Below are 18,779 nucleotides of genomic sequence, written 5' to 3'. Positions count from 1 at the left end.
AGCTTTTTTGAACTCGCCGTGGCGGCTGCCAAATCATCAGTTGTCAATGACATCCAACTCGGGCCACTGCGCGAGTTTGCGATGGAGCGTGCGGCGGCTGACTCCCATCAGCCTGGCCGCCTTGGTTCGATTGCCTCGCACCTTGATGAGCGCCTCGCGCAGCAGCCGCTTTTCATTCTCCTCCACGGAGAGCGCACGATCCGGCGTCGGCTGCCATCCGGGCGTTGCGGATCCATAACCGGGCACCGCAGCCGGCTGAGATGCCGCGCCCGGGGAAACGCTGCCGGGGAACACCGCACGTCCGTCCGCAGCCTGCAGCGTCGCCGGTGCCGCCCCGCGAAACCTGGGCTCGAGGTCATACTCCGTCACCTTGCCCGCATGGTGCAGCACAACCATGTTCTCGGCAAAATTCCTCAATTCGCGGATGTTCCCCGGCCAGGAGTAGGTCTGGAGGTGGCGCATGGCCCCCGGCTCGACCGTCAGTGGCGCGAAGCCGTTCTCCTGCGCGTAGTGCTTCAGGTAATGAGCCAGCAGAAGCGGGATGTCCTGCTGGCGCTCGCGCAGCGGCGGCAGCGCGATGCGAACGACGTTGAGACGGAAGAACAGATCCTCACGGAATTTCCCCTCTCGCACCATCGCTTCCAGCGAGCGATTGGTCGCCGCCACGAGACGCACATCAAGCTCAAGCGGCTTGTTCCCCCCCACCCGCTCCACGGTCTTCGTTTCAAGGAAACGCAGCAGCTTCACCTGCGTGCTCTGGGAGATTTCCCCGATTTCGTCGAGAAAGAGCGTGCCGCCATCCGCCGCCTCAAAGCGTCCGATGCGCCGCTCGGTGGCGCCGGTGAAGGCACCGCGTTCGTGTCCGAAGATTTCGCTTTCCAGCAGGCTCTCCGACAGCGCCGCGCAATGCACCGCGACAAACGGCGCCCGCGCGCGCGGGCTCATCTGATGGATGGCCTGCGCGATCAGCTCCTTGCCGGTGCCGCTCTCGCCTTCGATCAGGATCGTGGCACGCGAGGGCGCGACGAGCCTCACGCGGCCGATCACGGCCTCGAGCGCGGGCGAACTGCCGACGATGCCCTCGATGTTGAATTTCTCGTCGAGGCGCTCATGCAGCTGCTTGACCTCTACCTCGAGCGTCTTGTTCTTCAGCGCCCGCTGCACGAGGATCTCGAGGCGCTCGATGTTGACCGGTTTCGTCAGAAAGTCCACAGCGCCGCGCTTCATCGCTTCGACCGCGGTGTCGATGTTTCCATACGCCGTCATCATGATCACGGCGGGCTTGCTTGCCACGCCGAGAGCCTTGTCGATCACCCGCATGCCGCTTTTTCCCGGCATGCGCAGGTCCGTCAGGATCACGTCAAATTCCTGGGCATCCATCAGGTTGAACGCCTCGTCGGCATTGCTTGCCACGGCCACGTCGTAGTGCTCCTCGAGCGCCTGCTGCAGGCCCTCGCGGGTGTGCTTCTCGTCATCAACAATCAGGACACTGGGCACCATGGCTTCAGGGGGAGTCTCCCGCCGGAGCGGGATCGGTCAAGCGTGTTGGAATGCTTCAATGGCTTCGCAGTCCCGTCCCGCGCTCGAAAGTCCGCGGTCATTTCAGCATCCGCACGCGGCGGTCCTTTCGCGGAAACTGCAGTGACACGACGGTGCCCACGCCTTCCTTGCTCTCGATTCCGACCTGTCCGCCGTGTTCGCGCAGGATGCGCTGCACGATCATGAGCCCCAGGCCGTGCCCGCTGGGCTTCGTCGTGTGGTAGGGCTGAAAGAGCTTCACGAGGTCCTCCTGTCTGATGCCCACCCCTGTGTCACCAAACCGGACATGAACATACTCGTCATCCGGGCGGACCGCGATGCGAAGGAAGCCGCCCGGAGCCATGGCCTCCATCGCGTTCTTGGTGATGTTGAAAAAGACCTGCTTGATCTGATTGCGGTCGGCCATCACCGCAGGCAGCGTCTCTGAGGCGTCAACCTCCACCTGAATGCCGCGGTCAGCCAGTTCATTGTGCTGGAAACTCAGAACTTCCGAGAGGACTTCACCCAGGTTTGTCTCGGCAAGGTCCGGTGCACGCGGGCGAATCGCCTCGAGAAAGTTAGCGATGATGCCATCGAGCCGCTGAACCTCGGAGCGACATACCGCCACCGACTCCACGAGTGCCTCAGTCTCCTTTTCCTTCGCGCCCTTCAGTTTCCGGATGCGCCGCTCCAGCAACTGCAGGTGAATGTTCAACGAATTGAGCGGATTTCCCAGCTCATGCGCCACGCCGGCGGCCAGCAGCAGTATCGACGACGTGCGTTCATTCTCGATGCGCTCCTCGGTGCTCACCTTGTCGCGGGTCACATCACTCAGGATCACTGCAAAACGCCGCCCGCTTCCCACCGCCTTTGCCTCCGACTTGAATGGCACCATGTAGAGGCGGACCGTCCGCGGCGAGGGATACGTCAGCTCAAATTCGCGCGCCAGGACCGGCAGCGTGGCGTCGTCATCGAGCGAGGATCCAAGCGAGGGCCGGAGTCCGGGAATCAGGCGCCAGAGCGTTTTCCCGGCGAGATCGTCGCCCGACCCGAGCCCGATCAATTGATGCGCGGCGGCATTCGCATAGGCGATCACGCCTTCGGCATCAATGACCAGGACCCCCTCCTGCAGCGTGTTGAAAATATCCTCAAACACCCCCCGCTCGCGCGCGAGACGCTGAACGAGATTCGTCAGGTTCACCGTGTCGAGCTGGTCGAGGCGTCCCAGCACGCGGTCGAGTGAGGTGCTTCGTTTGGTCGCCATGGAGGAAGCGGGTTTCGATGCCATGTTACGAAGCCTTACTCTCCCGGCAATTCGATTGGAAACGCAAGGAATGCCCGCTTCCGCGTCCCGCCATTCCCGGATCGTCCGTTCGACTCCCATCCGGCATCCCGCTCCAGGATCCTCAGCAATCGCTCACAGACTCCTGATCCGCACCGTCGAGGAAGTCCATCTGCCCCGGATCCGTGCGTTTCGCCAGAAGCTTCCGAAGGAACACCTCCCGGTGCTGGACGCATCGTCCGAGACGGAGCACTGCGTCGCGATGCTCGTCCGTGCCATAACCCTTGTGCTGGGCGAAACCATAGCCCGGGTGGGCTGACTCCATCTCAACCATGAGGCGATCGCGCACGACTTTCGCAACGATCGACGCCATGGCGATGCAGAGCGAACGCGCGTCCCCGTTCACAAGTCCCGAATGAGGGTAGGAAAAATGCCGCAGCGGCAGGCCGTCGACCAGGATGCGCGCGGAAACCTGCGGCTGGTAGCCGGCGACCTCCTCCGGCGTGGAGAAGAGGTCGGGCTCCGTCGTTCTCCGGAAAGCGTCAGGCGGATAAATGCCTTCAATCGCCCGCCGCATGGCCAGCTTGGTCGCGCCCAGAATGTTCAGTCTGTCAATCTCCGCGACATCCGCCGATCCGAAGTTCACGTGAATCCTGCCTTCGGCCACGAGCCCCTCGAACTCCATCCAGAGCGACTCCCTTTCCGCGGCGCTGACCTGCTTTGAATCATTGATCCGCCGGGCGTTGACCTCGGACCAGCGGCTGTTGAGGAATTCGCGCGTCACGAGAACCGCTCCCGCCACAACAGGACCGGCGAGCGCGCCGCGGCCCGCCTCATCGACGCCAATGAGCTCAGCGACACCATCGAGTTGCTTCAGATCAAATGCCCGCAGTTGACGACGTTTCGCCATGGATACTCAACTCCAGCAAACCGGCGCCGGTTTCACCAATCCATTTTTTCCTTCGGCTCGGGCAAAGGGAGTTCATCCAGCTTTCCCGCGGCCCTGACCACATCGTAGGCGGTGCGGAAATGCAGCTTCGCGAAATCTCCCAGTGACCGCACGCCGAACCTTTCAATGATGCGCGCAGCCTGCTCGTTCACCTTTGAACTCGCGCCCTTTTGAAGCTTCTCCCCGAAGCGCTGCGACAGCTTGTGCATCTCGCGCACGTACACCGCGCGAGCCACGACCGAGGCCGCGGCCACAACCGGATCCTCCTCCGCTTTTGTGCGCATCCTGAGCTCGAATCCCTTGAGCCCCTTGCGCGCGAGCTCCCGCTGCACCAGCGGCTGCTTGGAAAACTGGTCGAGAAGACCCCAGGGCACCGCACTCTCCGCCAGCGCTTGCATCAGCGCGGTTCCGTGCAGCCAGGCCAGCAGCAGATTCAGGTTGGCCCTCGGGCGCGCCATGAGCTCATTGTACTTCGGCATGCTGCAATGGCAGGTCTTCACAACCGCACCGCGCGTGCCGCGTATCATCTCATCCATCTTGAGAATCTGCCCCTCCGACAGCTTCTTGGAATCCTGCACCCCAGCCTTGCGCCACGCGCGAATCATGGCCGGCTGCGCGATGACGGTGGCCGCTATGACCGGGCCGAAAAAATCCCCCTTTCCACTTTCGTCAAGGCCCGCATGGGCCTCAAACCATTCGGGATTGAGCTCCTCGTCATAACCCAGCTTGGGAGCGCGCGTGACCTCGGGTTCAAGGGTCATCGTCACAAACTCCTCCGTGCCCTTGCCGGCTATCACAACCTTGCCGCTCTCATAGGCCGTCACATTGCAGTCCCTGCCGCGAAACGCGTAGCGCGAGTAGGCGACGTCGAATGCCTCCCATCCGCGACCGTTCAGAATGGATTTGAGCGCCTCCATCTGCGCTTCGTCCAGCTTGACGGTGTAGGAGGAGAGTTTCTTCGTGGGAGCGTCCGATGCGAACGCATCCCCGGAGCGTGGCTTTGGCATGACGGGTTAAACCATGACCCGGCGGGGAAAGGCACGAAAAATGAATTCGGAATTTGCATGAGATGTGCGGGAAAGGCGTCTTCTCGCCTCCTTGCGCCGATTCAAACCGAACTGGCGCGTGCTCCGCTCGTTTGACCGCGGGCGCGAATGTTTGAGGTTCACTCCGCAGCCCACCCCTGCCTGTCTCACGACACCCGTGCCCAAATCCGCCGTATCCAGGTCATCCTCAGAAAAGACGGAATTCCAACGCGCCTTGCTCGACTGGTATCGGTCGAGCCAGCGCCCGCTTCCCTGGCGAGTGAAGCCCTCCCTCTATCGCACGGTGGTGAGCGAATTCATGCTCCAGCAAACACAGGTGAAAACCGTGCTGCCCTATTTCGAGCGCTGGCTCGAGACATTTCCCGATTTTGCGTCGCTCGCTTCGGCGTCCGAGGAGGAGGTGCTCAGGCAATGGGAGGGGCTCGGGTACTATTCGCGCGCGCGCAACCTTCACCGGCTCGCCCAAGCGCTCGTCGCCGAGCCTGAAATTCCAAGCGCAGCACGGGCGTGGCGCAAACTTCCCGGTGTGGGTCCCTACACGGCGGCGGCCATCACCAGCATCGCCTTCGGTGCGGCGGAGGCGTGCGTGGACGGCAACGTTGTGCGCATAATCGCCCGGCTCACCGGAGACTCCACCCGATTCAAGGACGGGGCGGCGGCGGCCAAACATCTGACTCCGGTCGCAAGGGAACTGCTGAGCATTGAAGCACCGGGGGACCACAATCAGGCGATGATGGAACTTGGAGCCACGGTCTGTCATCGGCGGAATCCGCTCTGCCTGCTCTGTCCGGTCAGCCGCTGGTGCGCAGCCGCGGCCGAAGGCTCGCCCGAGCGGTATCCCAGGCTGGCTCCGAAGGAGATCGAATACTGCACGGTCACCCGCGCATGGACGCTCAGGCGCGGCGCGCTGCTGCTTCATCGGGCCACATCCGGCGCGCGAAGACTCGCGAAACTCCATGAGCTTCCAACGGCTGCGCAGGTCGGACTCAAGGAAAGGGCATTGGCACCCATGGATCTGATCGCGCAGAGGAGGCGAACCATCACGCGTCATTCGATCACCGAATTGATTTACCGCGTTTCCCTTAAGAGGCGCATTGCCCCGCACCCGGAGCTCGTTTGGATTGACCTCGGCGAACTCCCGGCGATCCCGGTTTCGGGTCCTCACCGACGCTGGATAAATGAAATCCTCGCAACGGATCCAGCAGCGCGCCGCGCTGTGGCGCTCGCTCGAAAGCGACCGCCTGCCTAGCGCGCAATGCCCACCGAGTAATCGACAAGGTGCTGCCTGGCCGCAAACAGCCGGGAAACCAGCCGCCAGGGAACGGCCTGCTCAAAAATATTCCTTCGCCTGACCCCCAGGCACCTGAGGGTCTTGTACCGGACAATATCGCTGAAACCCGGCAGCCAGGAAATGTACTTCAGCATGAATCTCCCGCGCTCCAGCGCGACCTTCATGGAAACGTGGTTGAAGTAACTGGCATGAATCTCGGGATCGATCCGCGGCCACTTGCTGATTGATGCAGGAGCACCAGCGGTGTTGGACGTGAGGAAAAAGAGCACTCCCCCGGGCTTCAGCATCGAGTGGATTTTCGACAGTTCAGCAACCGGGTCCTCCCGGTGCTCTAGGACGTCCAGCGAGGTCGCGAAATCAAATGTTCCTTGATGCGATTCAAGTTCGTCCTCGGTCAGGATTGGCAGGCCATTCGCCCGCGCCTTCTCCCCGCATGGGCCCGCCTCAAATCCCCTCACATCAAAGCGCCCGGCTGCCCTGGCGAATCGAACCATCCCTCCCTCGCCGCAACTGTAGTCCAGCCACTTTCCACCGGACGGCAGGAAGTGCCGGGCGACCCGCTCCACACCCCGCCATTCATAGAATTGAATGCACCTGCCCGAGTCATCACGCTCGCATTCAGAAGCAGCTCCGGCATCCGCGCGCTTCCCCCCGAGACCCACCGCATCGATGGCGCCGGCCTGATCAGTGCAGGGATCGATGACAAAGACGAACCCACAAACGATGCATCGCTGGAGCTGAAAGGTGCGGCCGGTGCGCCGGCCGGCGGTCTCACCTGCGGGCTCGGTGGTGAATTCGCAGATCGGACAAGGATGCGGAAGCTGCGATCGGAAGTGCACCGGCCAGCTCCCACGCTCGAGAAATTCCCGGTAGTCTAGATTTCGATACACAACGAAGGCTGGAATATTTCAGTTCGCGGCAATTCCTAGCCCATCTGCGCGGTCTCGGCAATCCCTTCCGGAGTTCCAGTGAGGAATGCTCAGCGACTTCAGTTTTGATTGAATCAAATCATCAATTGCCGCCCGGGCACACTCTCGCGTCCTGGTTCGCGGGACCAGGCTTCAAACATTCATCCGATGGTTTGCACATGGAGGAACGTTCGTCGGGATTTTCCGTGACGCTTCCGAACGGCTTGGCATCGTCGTTCCCGTCCACCCTATGGAATTTTCCTTCGACGAGCCTGCGCTCATCGCCGCCAACCTCATCGAAATCGCCCTCCTGATTGCGGGCTGCATCATTCTCCATCGGTGGCTGCTCGGCTCGCGATCGCCCTCACTCAAGGCGATCCGCCTTCACCCCTGGTCGATCTCCGTCGGGGACTTCCTGACCCGCGCCCTTTTTGCAGTGGTGGGCGGCCTTGCGCTGCAGTTCCTGACGCAGACAATCGAGCGGCAGTTCAAGGATCTGATGGACGCCGATGTCTGGCTCGTCCTCTACAATCTCGCCTTTCAGCTCGGCGTTCTTGGCGGCATTTTTCTCGGAAACGCCTATCACCGGGTGATGCGACGCGAGGCACCCCTGGAGGAGCCGTTCATCCCGCCCGACGATTTCGCTTCAGCACCCGTCGCACCGTTTCGAGCCAACGCGCTTGCCGCGGGTTTGATGGTGTTCCTTGCCGCCCTTCCCATGGTGGGGCTCTCCGGATTCATCTCGACCACAGTTCTTCGCGCCGTCGGTGTGAATACGGAGCAGCAGGAGCTTGTCGACATGCTGACGCGCTCCGACTCGCGGCTGCTCGTGGCGGCCATGGCCACTCTCGCGGTCGTGATCGCGCCGATCATCGAGGAACTCGTGTTTCGCGCAGGGGTTTTCCGCTACCTTCGCACCCGCGTTCCCGGCATCTCGGCCTACCTCATTTCGGGCATCTTCTTTTCCGCCCTTCACGCCAATGCGGCCGCCTTCGTGCCGCTCGTGATGTTTGGCATCGTGCTGGCTTTCGTCTACGAGCGCACTGGGCGCCTCGCGATCTGCATGTTCGCCCATGCGTTCTTCAACCTGCACACGCTGGCAATTCTCCTCATGACCATGAAGGATCAGGCGTCATCCATCGCGCAGCCATGAACCCATTCACCGGCGACCCCGCATTGTCCATCGGATCCCTGGGCGAACGCGGTGTCATAGCCGAGATCCGCCGCTGGCTCGGAACCGCGAGCCCCAGGAGCCCCTTCGGGCTGGGTGACGACTGTGCCGTGGTGCCGTCGTCCAAGGCACCCCAGCTCATCACGGTCGATCCCGTCATCTATGGCCGGCACTTCGATGACAAAGTGCCGCCTGCGGCTGCGGGAGCAAAACTTTTCAAGCGGAACCTCAGCGACATCGCGGCGATGGGCGGCGTCCCGCGTGCGGCCGTCGTTGCCCTCGCAATCGACCCCGCTGTAAGCATCCGCTGGCTGGAGCAATTCTACAGGGGCATCGCCCGCGTCAGCCGAATGCACGGCGTTCCCGTCGTCGGGGGTGACGTCGCCCAGCTCACCGGCGGCATCGTTGCAACGCTGACGCTCCTGGGCGGCGCGCGGTCGCCGCACCAGCGCATCCTCACCCGGTCCGGCGCAAGGCCGGGAGACTGGATCTGCGTGACAGGGAGTCTGGGCGGAAGCCGCCAGGCCCACCACTGGAATTTCTCCCCCCGGCTCGCCGAGGGCGCATGGCTCGCTTCGCGAAGGGAGGTCGTCGCAATGATGGACGTCAGCGACGGGCTGGCCAAGGACCTCTCTTCGCTCACACCGCCCGGTGCCATGGCCCGCCTTGATTCCCGCATGATTCCGATCAGCGGTGACGCGCGCAGGGCGTCCCGCTCAAGCGGTCGCTCCGCTCTGGCGCACGCCCTCGGGGATGGCGAGGATTACGAGCTGGTGTTTGCACTTCGGGGCACCACCGAATTCGAGTCATTCGCGCGCGACTGGAGGCGAAGGTTCCCCCGTCTGCGGCTGACCCGCATCGGGCGTTTCTTCAGGCCATCCGCGGTTGCTGACCTGCGTGTGGAATGGATCGATGCGGCGTGTTTCGGCGGCTATGAACACCTGAGCCGGACGGAGGACAGGACCAAGAGGGACGCAAGACCGCCAGCCGCCCATGACTGACCATCCATTGATCGCCGAACTCAAGGCCGGAGTGGTCACGCGCGATCCCGCCGCGATGCAGGAATACGCCGCCGCGCTGGCGAGGATCCTTCCACCCGAAGCCACCCTTGCGTTGCACGGCGATCTCGGTGCCGGAAAAACCACGTTCGTCCAGGGACTGGCGCGCGGATTCGGTATTCACGATCCCATTACGAGCCCGACATTCACGCTCTTCTCGCTCCACAAGGGGCCTTCGCGCACGCTGGTCCACCTTGATGCGTACCGCCTCGAGAATGACCGCCAGGCCGACGACCTGATGCTGGAGGATTTCCTCACCACGCCCTGGTGCCTGGCGGTCGAGTGGCCGGAAAGGATCAGCGCCTGGATTCCCCGCGATGCCATGCATCTCGATCTTGCCGTTCTCCCCGACGAGTCCCACAGCCTGCGCATGCGCTGAGGGGTGCCGTCAGTTCGCAGCCTACGGCGAGTGGCGGACGCGCACGGTGAACTGTCGCAGACCGGCCTGACTGGACACAAAACGAACCGCCTCGGTCGAATTCTGCCTCAGGAGCAGGGTCTGCCAGGCGGTTTCATCGAGGGTCGCAAAACCCGTCGAGTCCTTGAACGCCGTGCTCAACTGCACGGTCATTGGCATCTTGCTGCGATTATGAACGTTGACCACGATCTGGAGTCGGCCGTCCGCGAGCGTCGAGTGCTGGATTCCCGTGCTCGTCACGGCACTCTGCAGCTCCGGATCAACGAACTGCAGCCTTTCGGTCTGCTCCAGGGTGAACTTGGGGGAATTTAGCGTGACCCCCGAGGTATCCATCATCCTGCAGCCGGCACCGGCGATCAGGAAAAGAACGCAGGTGAATCGGGTCCGCATGTCCAACGGCAGGATTCGCCGCAAAAATGCGGGGAGTTGATGGCCTCTTGGCCGGACTCTTGGCGTTGGCATGGTGTGGGTTCAGGTAGACTCTTAGGTCGCCGCATCCCAAAAATGTTCCATCGGTTCATTCCTGCCGACCTGAAGGGTGGGCAGGCCATTGAGGCATTGAGGCAGGGCTGAACTCCCGCAGGAGGCAAAGGGTTCAACTCGCATCATCAATTGGAAGTCAACGCCGCACACCGGGCAGCAGCGCCGTCTGGCGGAGCGCCTCATAGCAGGCGATACCAGCGGCAGTGCTCAGATTGAGCGAGCGAAGCATCGGATTTGCGTGCGGAATGGTCACCCGCGACTCCTCTCCCATTTCAGCATGAAGCCAGTCTGGCGCGCCGGAGCCCTCGTTTCCAAAAACCAGGCCATCCTCATCCGAGTAGGTCACGTCCCAGAAGGACTTCGCCGCCTTGGTGGTGAAAAGCCAGAGGCGGCGGGGAGCCTTGTCGCTGCGCCGGAATGCGGGCCAGTCCGCGTGTTCATGCACATCCAGCGAGCGCCAGTAATCCATGCCGGCGCGCCTGAGATTGCGGTCGTTGATCACGTATCCGAGCGGATGGATGAGATGCAGGCGCGAACGGGTGAGCGCACACATGCGTCCGACGTTGCCCGTGTTTTGCGGAATTTCAGGTTGAAAGAGAACAATGTGGATCATCGCGTCGGTCGCACCCGGATTCGAGTCGGAAACGCGGGGGAACGCGAGCCCGCTTGGAACGGAAATGCTCCGTGCCCCGCAATCGCGGGTCACCGGGGGTTTCGCCGCGCGGCAATCGCGGCCACCCGCGGCGGTGAAGGAGTCCGGCGATCCGACCAAGGGCCTCGCAGTCTGTTCGGTGCCAGGCGGCACGTCGGATCGCGCGGACAGCGTGAGCCGTGTATCGGTCATTCTCATACAAAGTTGAAGGAGATCCGCTGCCGGCCCCCCCCGAAGGCTGGGCATCCGCCCCCATGCACACCGGGAAAATTTCCCGATTTCTGCGATTGAGGGTTGAAGCCGCCGATTGCTTTCCCATGCTTTGGGAAAACCCCCCATTCCCATGGATACGCCAATATCTGCCCTATTGGAGCGAAAGGGCAACTTCGTCTATTCCGTTCCCTCATCCGTCACTGTTTCCTCCGCGGTTGACGAAATGAACAAGTGCCGGGTGGGCGCCATTGTCATCGTCGACAGAGGCATCCTGGTCGGCATGTTCACTGAGCGTGACGTGCTCCGCCGCATCGTCGGTGCCGGGCTGGATCCCTCCAGGACACTCGTCTCGGATGTCATGACCTCCTCGGTTTTTACAGTCAGCCCGAATACGACGATGGAAGACGCGATGGAAATGTTCACTCAAAAGCGTTGCCGTCACCTGCCCGTCATTTCCGAGGGCCGCCTGCTTGGGGTGATTTCCATCGGGGACATCACGCGATGGATGACGGATCAGCACCGCGCGGAAGCGGAGCACCTCAAGAATTACATCTCGGGAAGCGTCATCGCCTGAACAATTCCCCCCCCGGCACCTTGGCCCGGGGAATCACGGCGGACCTCCGCGGAGTCCTGATCGCCGCTTCCTGACGGAGAGGCGATTTCGTTTTGCATCCGGAGGGGGGCTAATTTCCGTTCCAAGTCGGGGATCCCTCGGGAACCGCATGATTTGGACAGTACGAAAATTTTTTGCTCAACAATGGCGCGCCAAGGAGGTTGCGTTCATGGTCCAGCATCACCCCTGATCTTTCATGACCAGCCTTCCCATCCTTCGCATCTTCTGCCTTGCATTGATTCTTGCGGGTTCGCTCCGCTCTGAATCCGAGCGGATCCTGAAAATCCTCTTTCTCGGAGACAGCGGCCACCACCAGCCCGCCCTGCTGCTCCGGACCCTTGCGCCGGTGTTGATGGAACGCGGTGTCCAGTTGGTCTATACGGAGGACATGGACGACATCAGCGCCGCCGCGCTCAAGCGCTACGATGGCCTGTTGATCTATGCCAACATCGATCAGATCGCCCCGGCTCAGGAACGCGCGCTGATCGGCTACGTCGAAAGCGGCGGAGGCCTGTTCGCGCTGCACTGCGCCTCCTACTGCTTCCGCAACTCCGACCGCTATGTTGACCTCGTTGGAGCCCAGTTCAACAGCCACGGGACCGGCGTCGTCAAAACCCGGATTGTGGCGGCCGACAACCCGGTCATGCGCGGTTTCAAGGGCTTCGAAAGCTGGGACGAGACCTACGTGCACATCCGCCACAATGAAACGAACCGCACCGTCCTCGAAAAGCGTGACGACGAGCCCTGGACCTGGATTCGCACGCAGGGCAAGGGCCGGGTTTTCTACACCGCCTGGGGTCACGACAAGCGCACCTGGTCGAATCCCGGTTTTCAGGAGCTTGTCGAGCGCGGCCTGCGCTACATCAGCGGACAGACACTTCCCGACGCACTCGCCCATCGGCCCGCGGTGCCTCCGCTGCAGCTGGTTGAACAGAAGGGCATTCCCTACTACACCCCCGGGCAGCGCTCCCTGGGCGATGCGAGCTGGCCGATGATGCAGGAACCGCTTTCGCCCGAAGACTCGATGAAGCACCTGATCGTTCCAGCCGGCTTCGAGATCCAGCTCGTGGCGAGCGAACCGCAGATCCGCAAGCCTATCGCCATGAACTGGGACGAACGCGGTCGTCTGTGGATCGCCGAAACGCTGGACTACCCGAACCGCGTGCTTCCCTATGGAGAAAAGGGACGGGATAGAATTCTGATCTGCGAGGACACCGACCAGGATGGGAGGATGGACAAGTTCACCGTTTTTGCCGACGGACTCAATATCCCGACCGGATTCACCTTCGCCCGTGGCGGAGTGATTGTCCTGCAGTCTCCCAATACGCTTTTCCTCAAGGACACCGACGGTGACGGGAAAGCTGACATCAATGAAATTCTATTCAGCGGCTGGGGTCGAAAGGATACCCATGCCGGTCCGAGCAATCTCGTCTACGGATTCGACAACTGGATCTGGGGCGTGCTGGGCTATTCCGGCTTCACAGGCAGTGTGGGCGGAGAGGGACTCTCATTTTCGCAGGCCTTCTACCGGTTCAGTCCCACCGGTGATCGCCTTGAGTGCCTGCGCACCACAAACAACAACACCTGGGGTCTTGGTTTCAACGAGGCTGGCATTCCCTTTGCGTCGACGGCCAACAACAATCCCAATGTCTATCTGCCCATTCCGAATCGCTATTATGCGACGGCTGGAATGCGCCTGAAGACACTTGGAAGCATCTCCGACACGGCGCGATTTCTGGCGGTCACCAGCCGGGTACGGCAGGTCGATGTTCACTGGGGCTATACGGCCGCAGCCGGGCACGCCTTCTACACCGCGCGCGCCTATCCGAAAAAATACTGGAATCGAATCGCCTTCGTCGCAGAGCCCACCGGACACCTGGTCGGCCAGTTCATCATTGAGCCTTCCGGAGCCAATTTTCACGCCCACAACCCAAACAACCTCATCTCGAGCGATGATGAGTGGTTTGCACCCATCATGGCTGAGGTGGGGCCTGACGGGGCAGTCTGGGTCATCGATTGGTACAATTACATCGTTCAACACAATCCAACTCCGAAGGGCTTCAAGGTCGGGGCCGGCAATGCCTACGAAAATGAACTCCGCGACAAGCGATACGGCCGCATCTACCGGATTGTCTGGAAAGGCGGCGACACGACGAAGCCTGCGACCGCGCCTTTCACGCTCGCCGATGCCTCGCCCGAAAAGCTCGTTGCCACGCTTGCCAGCGACAACCTCTTCTGGCGCCGCCACGCCCAGCGCCTCCTTGTCGAGCGGAGTCGCAAGGATGTGGCCCCTCAGCTGATCAAGCTCGTGGAAAACCCCTCCACTGACGAATTGGGACTCAATGTTGCGGCGATTCACGCCCTCTGGACGCTTCAAGGCCTCGGTGCAGTGGATGCGCTTCCGGAGGTCCAGGATGCCGTGGTGAAGGCGCTCCACCACCCGTCCGCGGCCGTGCGATACACCGCAGTCAGCGTGCTGCCGCACACATCGGGAACCGTCGCCGCCGTCCTGAAGGCCGGTCTCCTCACCGACAGGGATGCCCAGGTGCGACTCGCCGCTCTCCTCGCGCTCGCCTCCGGACCGGCATTCCCCGACGCAGGCAAGGCCGTCTTTGCCATGCTCAATCACTCCGGCCTCAGACTCGACCAGTGGACCGTGGATGGAGCGACGATGGCCGCATCAACCCAGCGTCCGGCGTTTCTCGCGAGTGCGACTCCGGAACAGATTGCAGCCGCGCGGGAATTCACCGCCAGGTCAGGGCTTGCCACAACAACGCTCGACACCTTCGAGAATCAACCGCTCGGAAATCCCTCCGACTGGAAGGTCTCCATCCTCTCGGGCTCGGGCAGCGTCCAGGTGACGGACAACGGCCGCGCCAGCAGCCGAAGCCTCCTCATCCAGGGGACCGGCGAGGGGGCTGAGATCCAGGTGAGCCGGAAATTCAAGGTGAAACCGGAGACCCGGTACGATCTCTCGACCTACCTCGAAACCTCCGACGTCGTAGCGAAGGCGGGCGCGCTCGGCGTTTTTGTATCCATACCAGAAATACAGGGCCCCCGCGAGGCGGTCAGCCAGGCCATGAAGGAGACCAACAAGTGGAGCAGGATGCGGGTTTCGTTCGACACGGGCGGCCTCTCGGAAATCACCGTCAGGTACACGATGGGAGGAGGCGGACTGGTCACGGGAAAGTCGTGGATCGACGACATCACCCTGGCTGACCTCGGGCCTTCGGATGAAACCATTGCGGATCCGCTCATGCCGGTCCTGGCCCATCTGCTCCAGCAGACCGGCAGCCGGATCGACGGAGACGATGCCGGCGCGGCTGGCGGCGCGGTCGTGTTGAAACTGGGGGTGATCCCCGATGTCATGAAATACGACCAGGCGGAGATCAGCATCAAGGCCGGGGAAAAGGGCCGCCTGGTGCTGCAGAACAACGACCACATGCAGCACAATGCGATCGTCATCCAGCCCGGTCGCATTGACGCGGTCGGTGCATTGGCCGACACGATGCTGGCCGATCCCCGGGCCCTCTCCCTCAACTACATTCCGGAGAGTCCCGACGTGCTTTTCGCGGTTCCCCTCGTGAATCCGGGTGAATCAGTCGGCGTGAACTTCACCGCGCCCACAACTCCCGGCCGCTATCCGATAATCTGCACCTTTCCCGGACACTGGCGCATGATGCAGAGCGTCCTGGTCGTAAAATAGCCTGCGCTCTTGCCTCGGCACGGCACGGCGATTGTCTCTCGCCGAACGCACCCAATCGCCCATCTCGATGCCGAAGATCCTGCACATCGCCAACCTCTGGTCCCTGGTCGACCATCCCTCCCCTCGCAGGCAGTGGTCGCTCGATGCAAAAATCAGGGCCGTCGCGGAGGCGGGCTTTGACGGCCTGACCGCGGCACTCACTCCCGAGCACCGCCGCGCCGCGGACAAACACGGGCTCGAACACCGGCTCGGCTTCATTTCGACAAGCAACCCCGCGGAATTCGCCAGGATGCTGAAGGAGCAGAAGGAGGGAGGCGCCGCACACATCAATGTCCAGCTCGACGACCATGACACGCCGCCCGCCCTGGCCGCGCGGCACTGGATCCAGTTTGAACGACTCGCTGAGAAAATCGGCGGACTCATACCGTCGCTGGAAGTTCATCGGGACACCTGCACGGAGACACCCGAAAAGACCTACGAGATCGCCGAGCGCTATCACAGAGCGACCGGAAATCTGATCCGGCTAAACTTCGACTTCTCGCATTTCGCCGTCGTCAAGCACTTGAACCCGGACAACTACGCGGCGCGCCTGCTTGATCACCCTGATCTGGTCAGGAATTCGGACCAGTCTCACTGCCGGCCGTTCAACGGGCACCATTGCCAGGTCGCAGTCACCCGCAACGGTTCCCTGACCCCGGAGGTGCAGAGCTACCTTCAATTCGTGCGTGCGCTCTTCAAGTGCTGGAAAACGGCGCCGCGCAACCGCAGTCGGACTTTGTTTGTGTGTCCCGAGATGGGGCCCCACCAGACCAATGGCGGCGGCTACAACATCACCGGTCTTCCCCCCGCCTGGACCGACGCCGTGCGGCTTCGCGAGGAACTGGCGAAGGTTTGGAAATCCTCCTGATCGAACCGGTGATTCAGTTTTTTGTTCCGTGGCCGGCACGATCTTTGTCCTGACAGGCCCGACCGCGGTGGGAAAAACCGAATGGGCCCTGCGGTGGGCGGAGTCGCGGCGGGCGGAGATTGTTTCCTGCGACTCCCTGCTCTTCTACCGCGGCATGGACATCGGCACCGCCAAGCCAACCCCCGAGGAGCAGCAACGTGTGCGCCACCACCTGATCGACATCTGCGACGTGAATGAGAGGATCAATGTCGTCGATTACGTCGAACGCGCCAGGACTGTCGTCTCCCAAATCCAGGCGAGGAACCGCAAGGTCCTTGTCACTGGAGGCAGCGGCTTCTATCTCGCCTGCTTTTTTGGTCCGGTCGGTGATCACGTGCAGGTCTCCCCCGATCTCCGGAATTCACTGCGGACTCGCCTGGAGCGTGAAGGATTGCCCGCGCTTGTCAGAGCTCTGGAAGAGTTGAATCCAGACGGCCTTGGCACGCTGGACACCTCCAACCCGAGGCGCGTACTGCCGGCCTTGGAGCGATGTCTCAGCTCAGGGCGAACCCTGGCTTCGCTGGCTGAGGAATTCTCCCGGCAGCCCGGTCCGTTCGCCGGATGCACCGTGAGGCTCACCCGGCTCGATGATACGCCGGAGGCGCTTGCCGCCCGCATCGACCGACGCGTGGAGCAGATGCTGAAACGCGGACTGGTCGCGGAAGTGCGTTCGCTTCGGGGCCGGGGGCTGGAGTCAAATCCGAGCGCCTCCCGGGCCATCGGTTACCGCGAAACCCTGGCCATGCTGGACGGCAGTCTCCCGGTCGAGAGGCTCTCATCGGAGATTGCCTCAAACACGAGGAAGCTGGTCAAGAAGCAGCGCACCTGGTTCCGAACGCAATTGCCTGAACACCGGGTGGTCGCGACGGGCGAGGCCACATTGGACTCTCTTTTTTCAGGTGAATGAAACGGACTCCTCCGCCCGCTGCCGGGCTCCGGAGCGATCCGGATGCTCACCGGACTTCATTCACATTTATCTTGAACCGCGCGAGCGACGTTCCTTCCAGCCGCTGCAATTCAGCCATGGCGATCCTGAGCGCGACCTTGGACTGAAGCTCGCTCACGCGGGCTGACTCAAGGTCATCCTGTGCCTCGAGCACACGTCTACTCGTCGAGAGGCCGGCCTTCAACCGCTCGCGTTCAAGGTCATACTGGCGTGCACTCAGAGAGGTGGCCAGCGCGGAAATCGAGACGCTCTCCTTGTTTGTCTGCACGGCGCGCACGGCCGATCTAACCTGGCCCATCAGCGCCTGGTCGAGCTGCCGGAAGCGAACCTCCTCCCGGATCGCACTGCTTTGGGCGATGCGATACCGGGCCTTCTCCCCGCGGAAACGCCACGGCATGCGAAAGGTCAGGTCCACCTGCCAGTCGTAGCCATCACCGTCCCAAACATGGGTGGCGGCGTCCTGGTAGGTTCCCTCCCGACTCGTCAATCCAACGGCGCCGCCCAGGTCGAGCGAGGGCAGGCGGTTGCGGCGTGCGACGGCAGTGTCGATCTCAAGCTGCCGGACCGACGCCTGCTGCGACGCCAGCGACGGATCGTTGTCGCGCGCGAGCTTGTAGGAGGTGTCAAAACTCGGTTCAGGCACCTCGTAAACAGGAAATGCAACAGTTCCCAGGTGCTGGTTGAACTCAAATTGTCCGATGAGCTGAAGCAGCGCATCCTCCCGGTTGTTCACGGTCTGCTGGGACAGCAGCACATTGCGCCGGGCATTGGCAACCCCCACCTGCGCGGTCAGGATGTCTAGTTCAATCGCGCTTCCCACCTGCCGCCGGATCTCGTTTTCCTCCACCAACTGCTGTGCGAGCTGGAGGCTCAGATCACGCACGGCCCGGTCTCCGCGGGCATAAACCAGATTGTAGTACGCCTCCTCCACATCGCGGACCAGATCGAGAACGCTCCCCTTCAGATCGAGATTCGAGCGATCGACGCCGATCTCAGCCCGGCGGATCGCAGCACGGTTCACCTCCGTGCCACCGCCTCGAAGCAGAGGCTGCGTGATGGAGAAACTGACATCGCCGTTGTAGGCGGGATTCAGGAACTGACTCTGCGAGCTCTTGCCACGGTCGAGAGAGGTGCTGGCATTGACCGTCGCTCCTGTTGCGAGGGTCTTGGTGACGCCCGCACGCAGGCTGTCGGCGTCATTGCGGGATCCTCCCGTCGTAATGCCGTCGACGGTTGTCACGGCATCCGGCCGCTGAAGCGTGCTGCGGCTGGCCACAATCTGAAGTGCCGAATCGAAGGCGGATTCAGCGACGATGACATTCTCCTTCGCCTGACTTGTTGTTATCCGCTGAACCTCCAGGGCAAAATTTTTCTGAAGCGCACGCGCAATGCACTCCTCGAGGGTCAGTTCCGACGCTGTGGAGGAAGCGGGCGCAGGGCTCGACTGGGTGGCGGCCGGAGCTGCCGCTGCCTCCTGCGCCAGAATCGCCGGTGACAGGCTGGATGCAAGACTCAGGAGCAGAACCGGAAGGAAGCGACGACTCATGCGGCGAAACGATGATGAGAATGCAATGTGATC

General features: G+C 62.1%; 16 protein-coding genes. 8 read left to right on the top strand and 8 right to left on the bottom strand.

The window, feature by feature from the left end; translation table 11 throughout:
- Positions 1–36: 36 nt before the first annotated feature.
- The 4 genes from HS122_10730 to HS122_10715 form a co-directional block, all read right to left on the bottom strand.
- A complete protein-coding gene (locus HS122_10730) occupies positions 37–1,500 on the bottom strand; it encodes a sigma-54-dependent Fis family transcriptional regulator (GenBank protein MBE7538877.1) in 1,464 nt (487 codons plus the stop codon).
- 97 nt (positions 1,501–1,597) lie between these two features.
- The gene (locus HS122_10725; protein ID MBE7538876.1) at positions 1,598–2,782 is read right to left on the bottom strand and encodes a PAS domain-containing protein; all 1,185 of its coding nucleotides are present in this window, start codon (positions 2,780–2,782) and stop codon (positions 1,598–1,600) included.
- A 142-nt stretch (positions 2,783–2,924) separates the two neighbouring features.
- Positions 2,925–3,710 (bottom strand): ribonuclease HII, encoded by a 786-nt coding sequence (locus tag HS122_10720; protein MBE7538875.1) that lies wholly within the window; start codon positions 3,708–3,710, stop codon positions 2,925–2,927.
- 32 nt (positions 3,711–3,742) lie between these two features.
- The gene (locus tag HS122_10715) at positions 3,743–4,756 is read right to left on the bottom strand and encodes a ribonuclease HIII (GenBank protein MBE7538874.1); all 1,014 of its coding nucleotides are present in this window, start codon (positions 4,754–4,756) and stop codon (positions 3,743–3,745) included.
- A 196-nt stretch (positions 4,757–4,952) separates the two neighbouring features.
- Between HS122_10715 and HS122_10710 the strand changes: the two genes are divergently transcribed.
- Positions 4,953–6,044: an A/G-specific adenine glycosylase gene (locus tag HS122_10710; protein ID MBE7538873.1), complete on the top strand. Its 1,092-nt coding sequence runs from the start codon at positions 4,953–4,955 to the stop codon at positions 6,042–6,044.
- Here the strand turns inward: HS122_10710 and HS122_10705 are convergent.
- On the bottom strand, positions 6,041–6,976 hold the full coding sequence (locus tag HS122_10705) for a class I SAM-dependent methyltransferase (GenBank protein ID MBE7538872.1): 936 nt from the start codon (positions 6,974–6,976) through the stop codon (positions 6,041–6,043). The two genes, HS122_10710 and HS122_10705, sit on opposite strands and share 4 nt — an antisense overlap.
- Before the next feature lie 268 nt (positions 6,977–7,244).
- On the opposite strand from HS122_10705, the gene HS122_10700 reads away from it, so the two are divergent.
- From HS122_10700 to tsaE, 3 genes are read left to right on the top strand one after another with little or no spacing between them, the layout of a single operon-like run.
- Positions 7,245–8,147, top strand: a complete 903-nt coding sequence (locus tag HS122_10700; protein ID MBE7538871.1) for a CPBP family intramembrane metalloprotease — start codon at positions 7,245–7,247, stop codon at positions 8,145–8,147.
- Complete coding sequence (thiL, locus tag HS122_10695) at positions 8,144–9,166, top strand: thiamine-phosphate kinase (GenBank protein MBE7538870.1); 1,023 nt, start codon at positions 8,144–8,146, stop codon at positions 9,164–9,166. Before HS122_10700 ends, thiL begins: the two co-directional genes overlap by 4 nt.
- Complete coding sequence (gene tsaE, locus HS122_10690) at positions 9,159–9,602, top strand: tRNA (adenosine(37)-N6)-threonylcarbamoyltransferase complex ATPase subunit type 1 TsaE (protein ID MBE7538869.1); 444 nt, start codon at positions 9,159–9,161, stop codon at positions 9,600–9,602. Before thiL ends, tsaE begins: the two co-directional genes overlap by 8 nt.
- Before the next feature lie 21 nt (positions 9,603–9,623).
- Here tsaE and HS122_10685 read toward each other — a convergent pair whose 3' ends face one another.
- Both HS122_10685 and HS122_10680 read right to left on the bottom strand, forming a co-directional pair.
- Entirely contained in the window at positions 9,624–10,031 is a 408-nt protein-coding gene (locus HS122_10685; GenBank protein MBE7538868.1) for a DUF1425 domain-containing protein, read from the bottom strand.
- A gap of 229 nt (positions 10,032–10,260) precedes the next feature.
- Positions 10,261–10,737 carry a tRNA (cytidine(34)-2'-O)-methyltransferase gene (locus HS122_10680; GenBank protein ID MBE7538867.1) on the bottom strand — a complete coding sequence of 159 codons (477 nt, stop codon included), beginning with the start codon at positions 10,735–10,737 and terminating at the stop codon, positions 10,261–10,263.
- Positions 10,738–11,119: 382 nt separating this feature from the next.
- Between HS122_10680 and HS122_10675 the strand changes: the two genes are divergently transcribed.
- The 4 genes from HS122_10675 to miaA all read left to right on the top strand — a co-directional run bounded on the left by HS122_10675 (position 11,120) and on the right by miaA (position 17,161).
- Positions 11,120–11,563 carry a CBS domain-containing protein gene (locus HS122_10675; GenBank protein ID MBE7538866.1) on the top strand — a complete coding sequence of 148 codons (444 nt, stop codon included), beginning with the start codon at positions 11,120–11,122 and terminating at the stop codon, positions 11,561–11,563.
- A 235-nt stretch (positions 11,564–11,798) separates the two neighbouring features.
- The gene (locus tag HS122_10670; GenBank protein MBE7538865.1) at positions 11,799–15,308 is read left to right on the top strand and encodes a ThuA domain-containing protein; all 3,510 of its coding nucleotides are present in this window, start codon (positions 11,799–11,801) and stop codon (positions 15,306–15,308) included.
- A gap of 67 nt (positions 15,309–15,375) precedes the next feature.
- Complete coding sequence (locus HS122_10665; protein ID MBE7538864.1) at positions 15,376–16,215, top strand: sugar phosphate isomerase/epimerase; 840 nt, start codon at positions 15,376–15,378, stop codon at positions 16,213–16,215.
- Positions 16,121–17,161 carry a tRNA (adenosine(37)-N6)-dimethylallyltransferase MiaA gene (gene miaA / locus HS122_10660; protein MBE7538863.1) on the top strand — a complete coding sequence of 347 codons (1,041 nt, stop codon included), beginning with the start codon at positions 16,121–16,123 and terminating at the stop codon, positions 17,159–17,161. Before HS122_10665 ends, miaA begins: the two co-directional genes overlap by 95 nt.
- A 46-nt stretch (positions 17,162–17,207) precedes the next feature.
- Here the strand turns inward: miaA and HS122_10655 are convergent, their stop codons facing one another.
- The gene (locus HS122_10655; GenBank protein MBE7538862.1) at positions 17,208–18,746 is read right to left on the bottom strand and encodes a TolC family protein; all 1,539 of its coding nucleotides are present in this window, start codon (positions 18,744–18,746) and stop codon (positions 17,208–17,210) included.
- Between the last annotated feature and the right edge of the window lie 33 nt (positions 18,747–18,779).

The sequence above is a fragment of the Opitutaceae bacterium genome (assembly GCA_015075305.1).
Lineage (GTDB): Bacteria > Verrucomicrobiota > Verrucomicrobiia > Opitutales > Opitutaceae > UBA6669.
The sequence above is the reverse complement of the archived record's forward strand: the minus strand, read 5'-3'. Positions and strand labels throughout refer to the sequence as shown.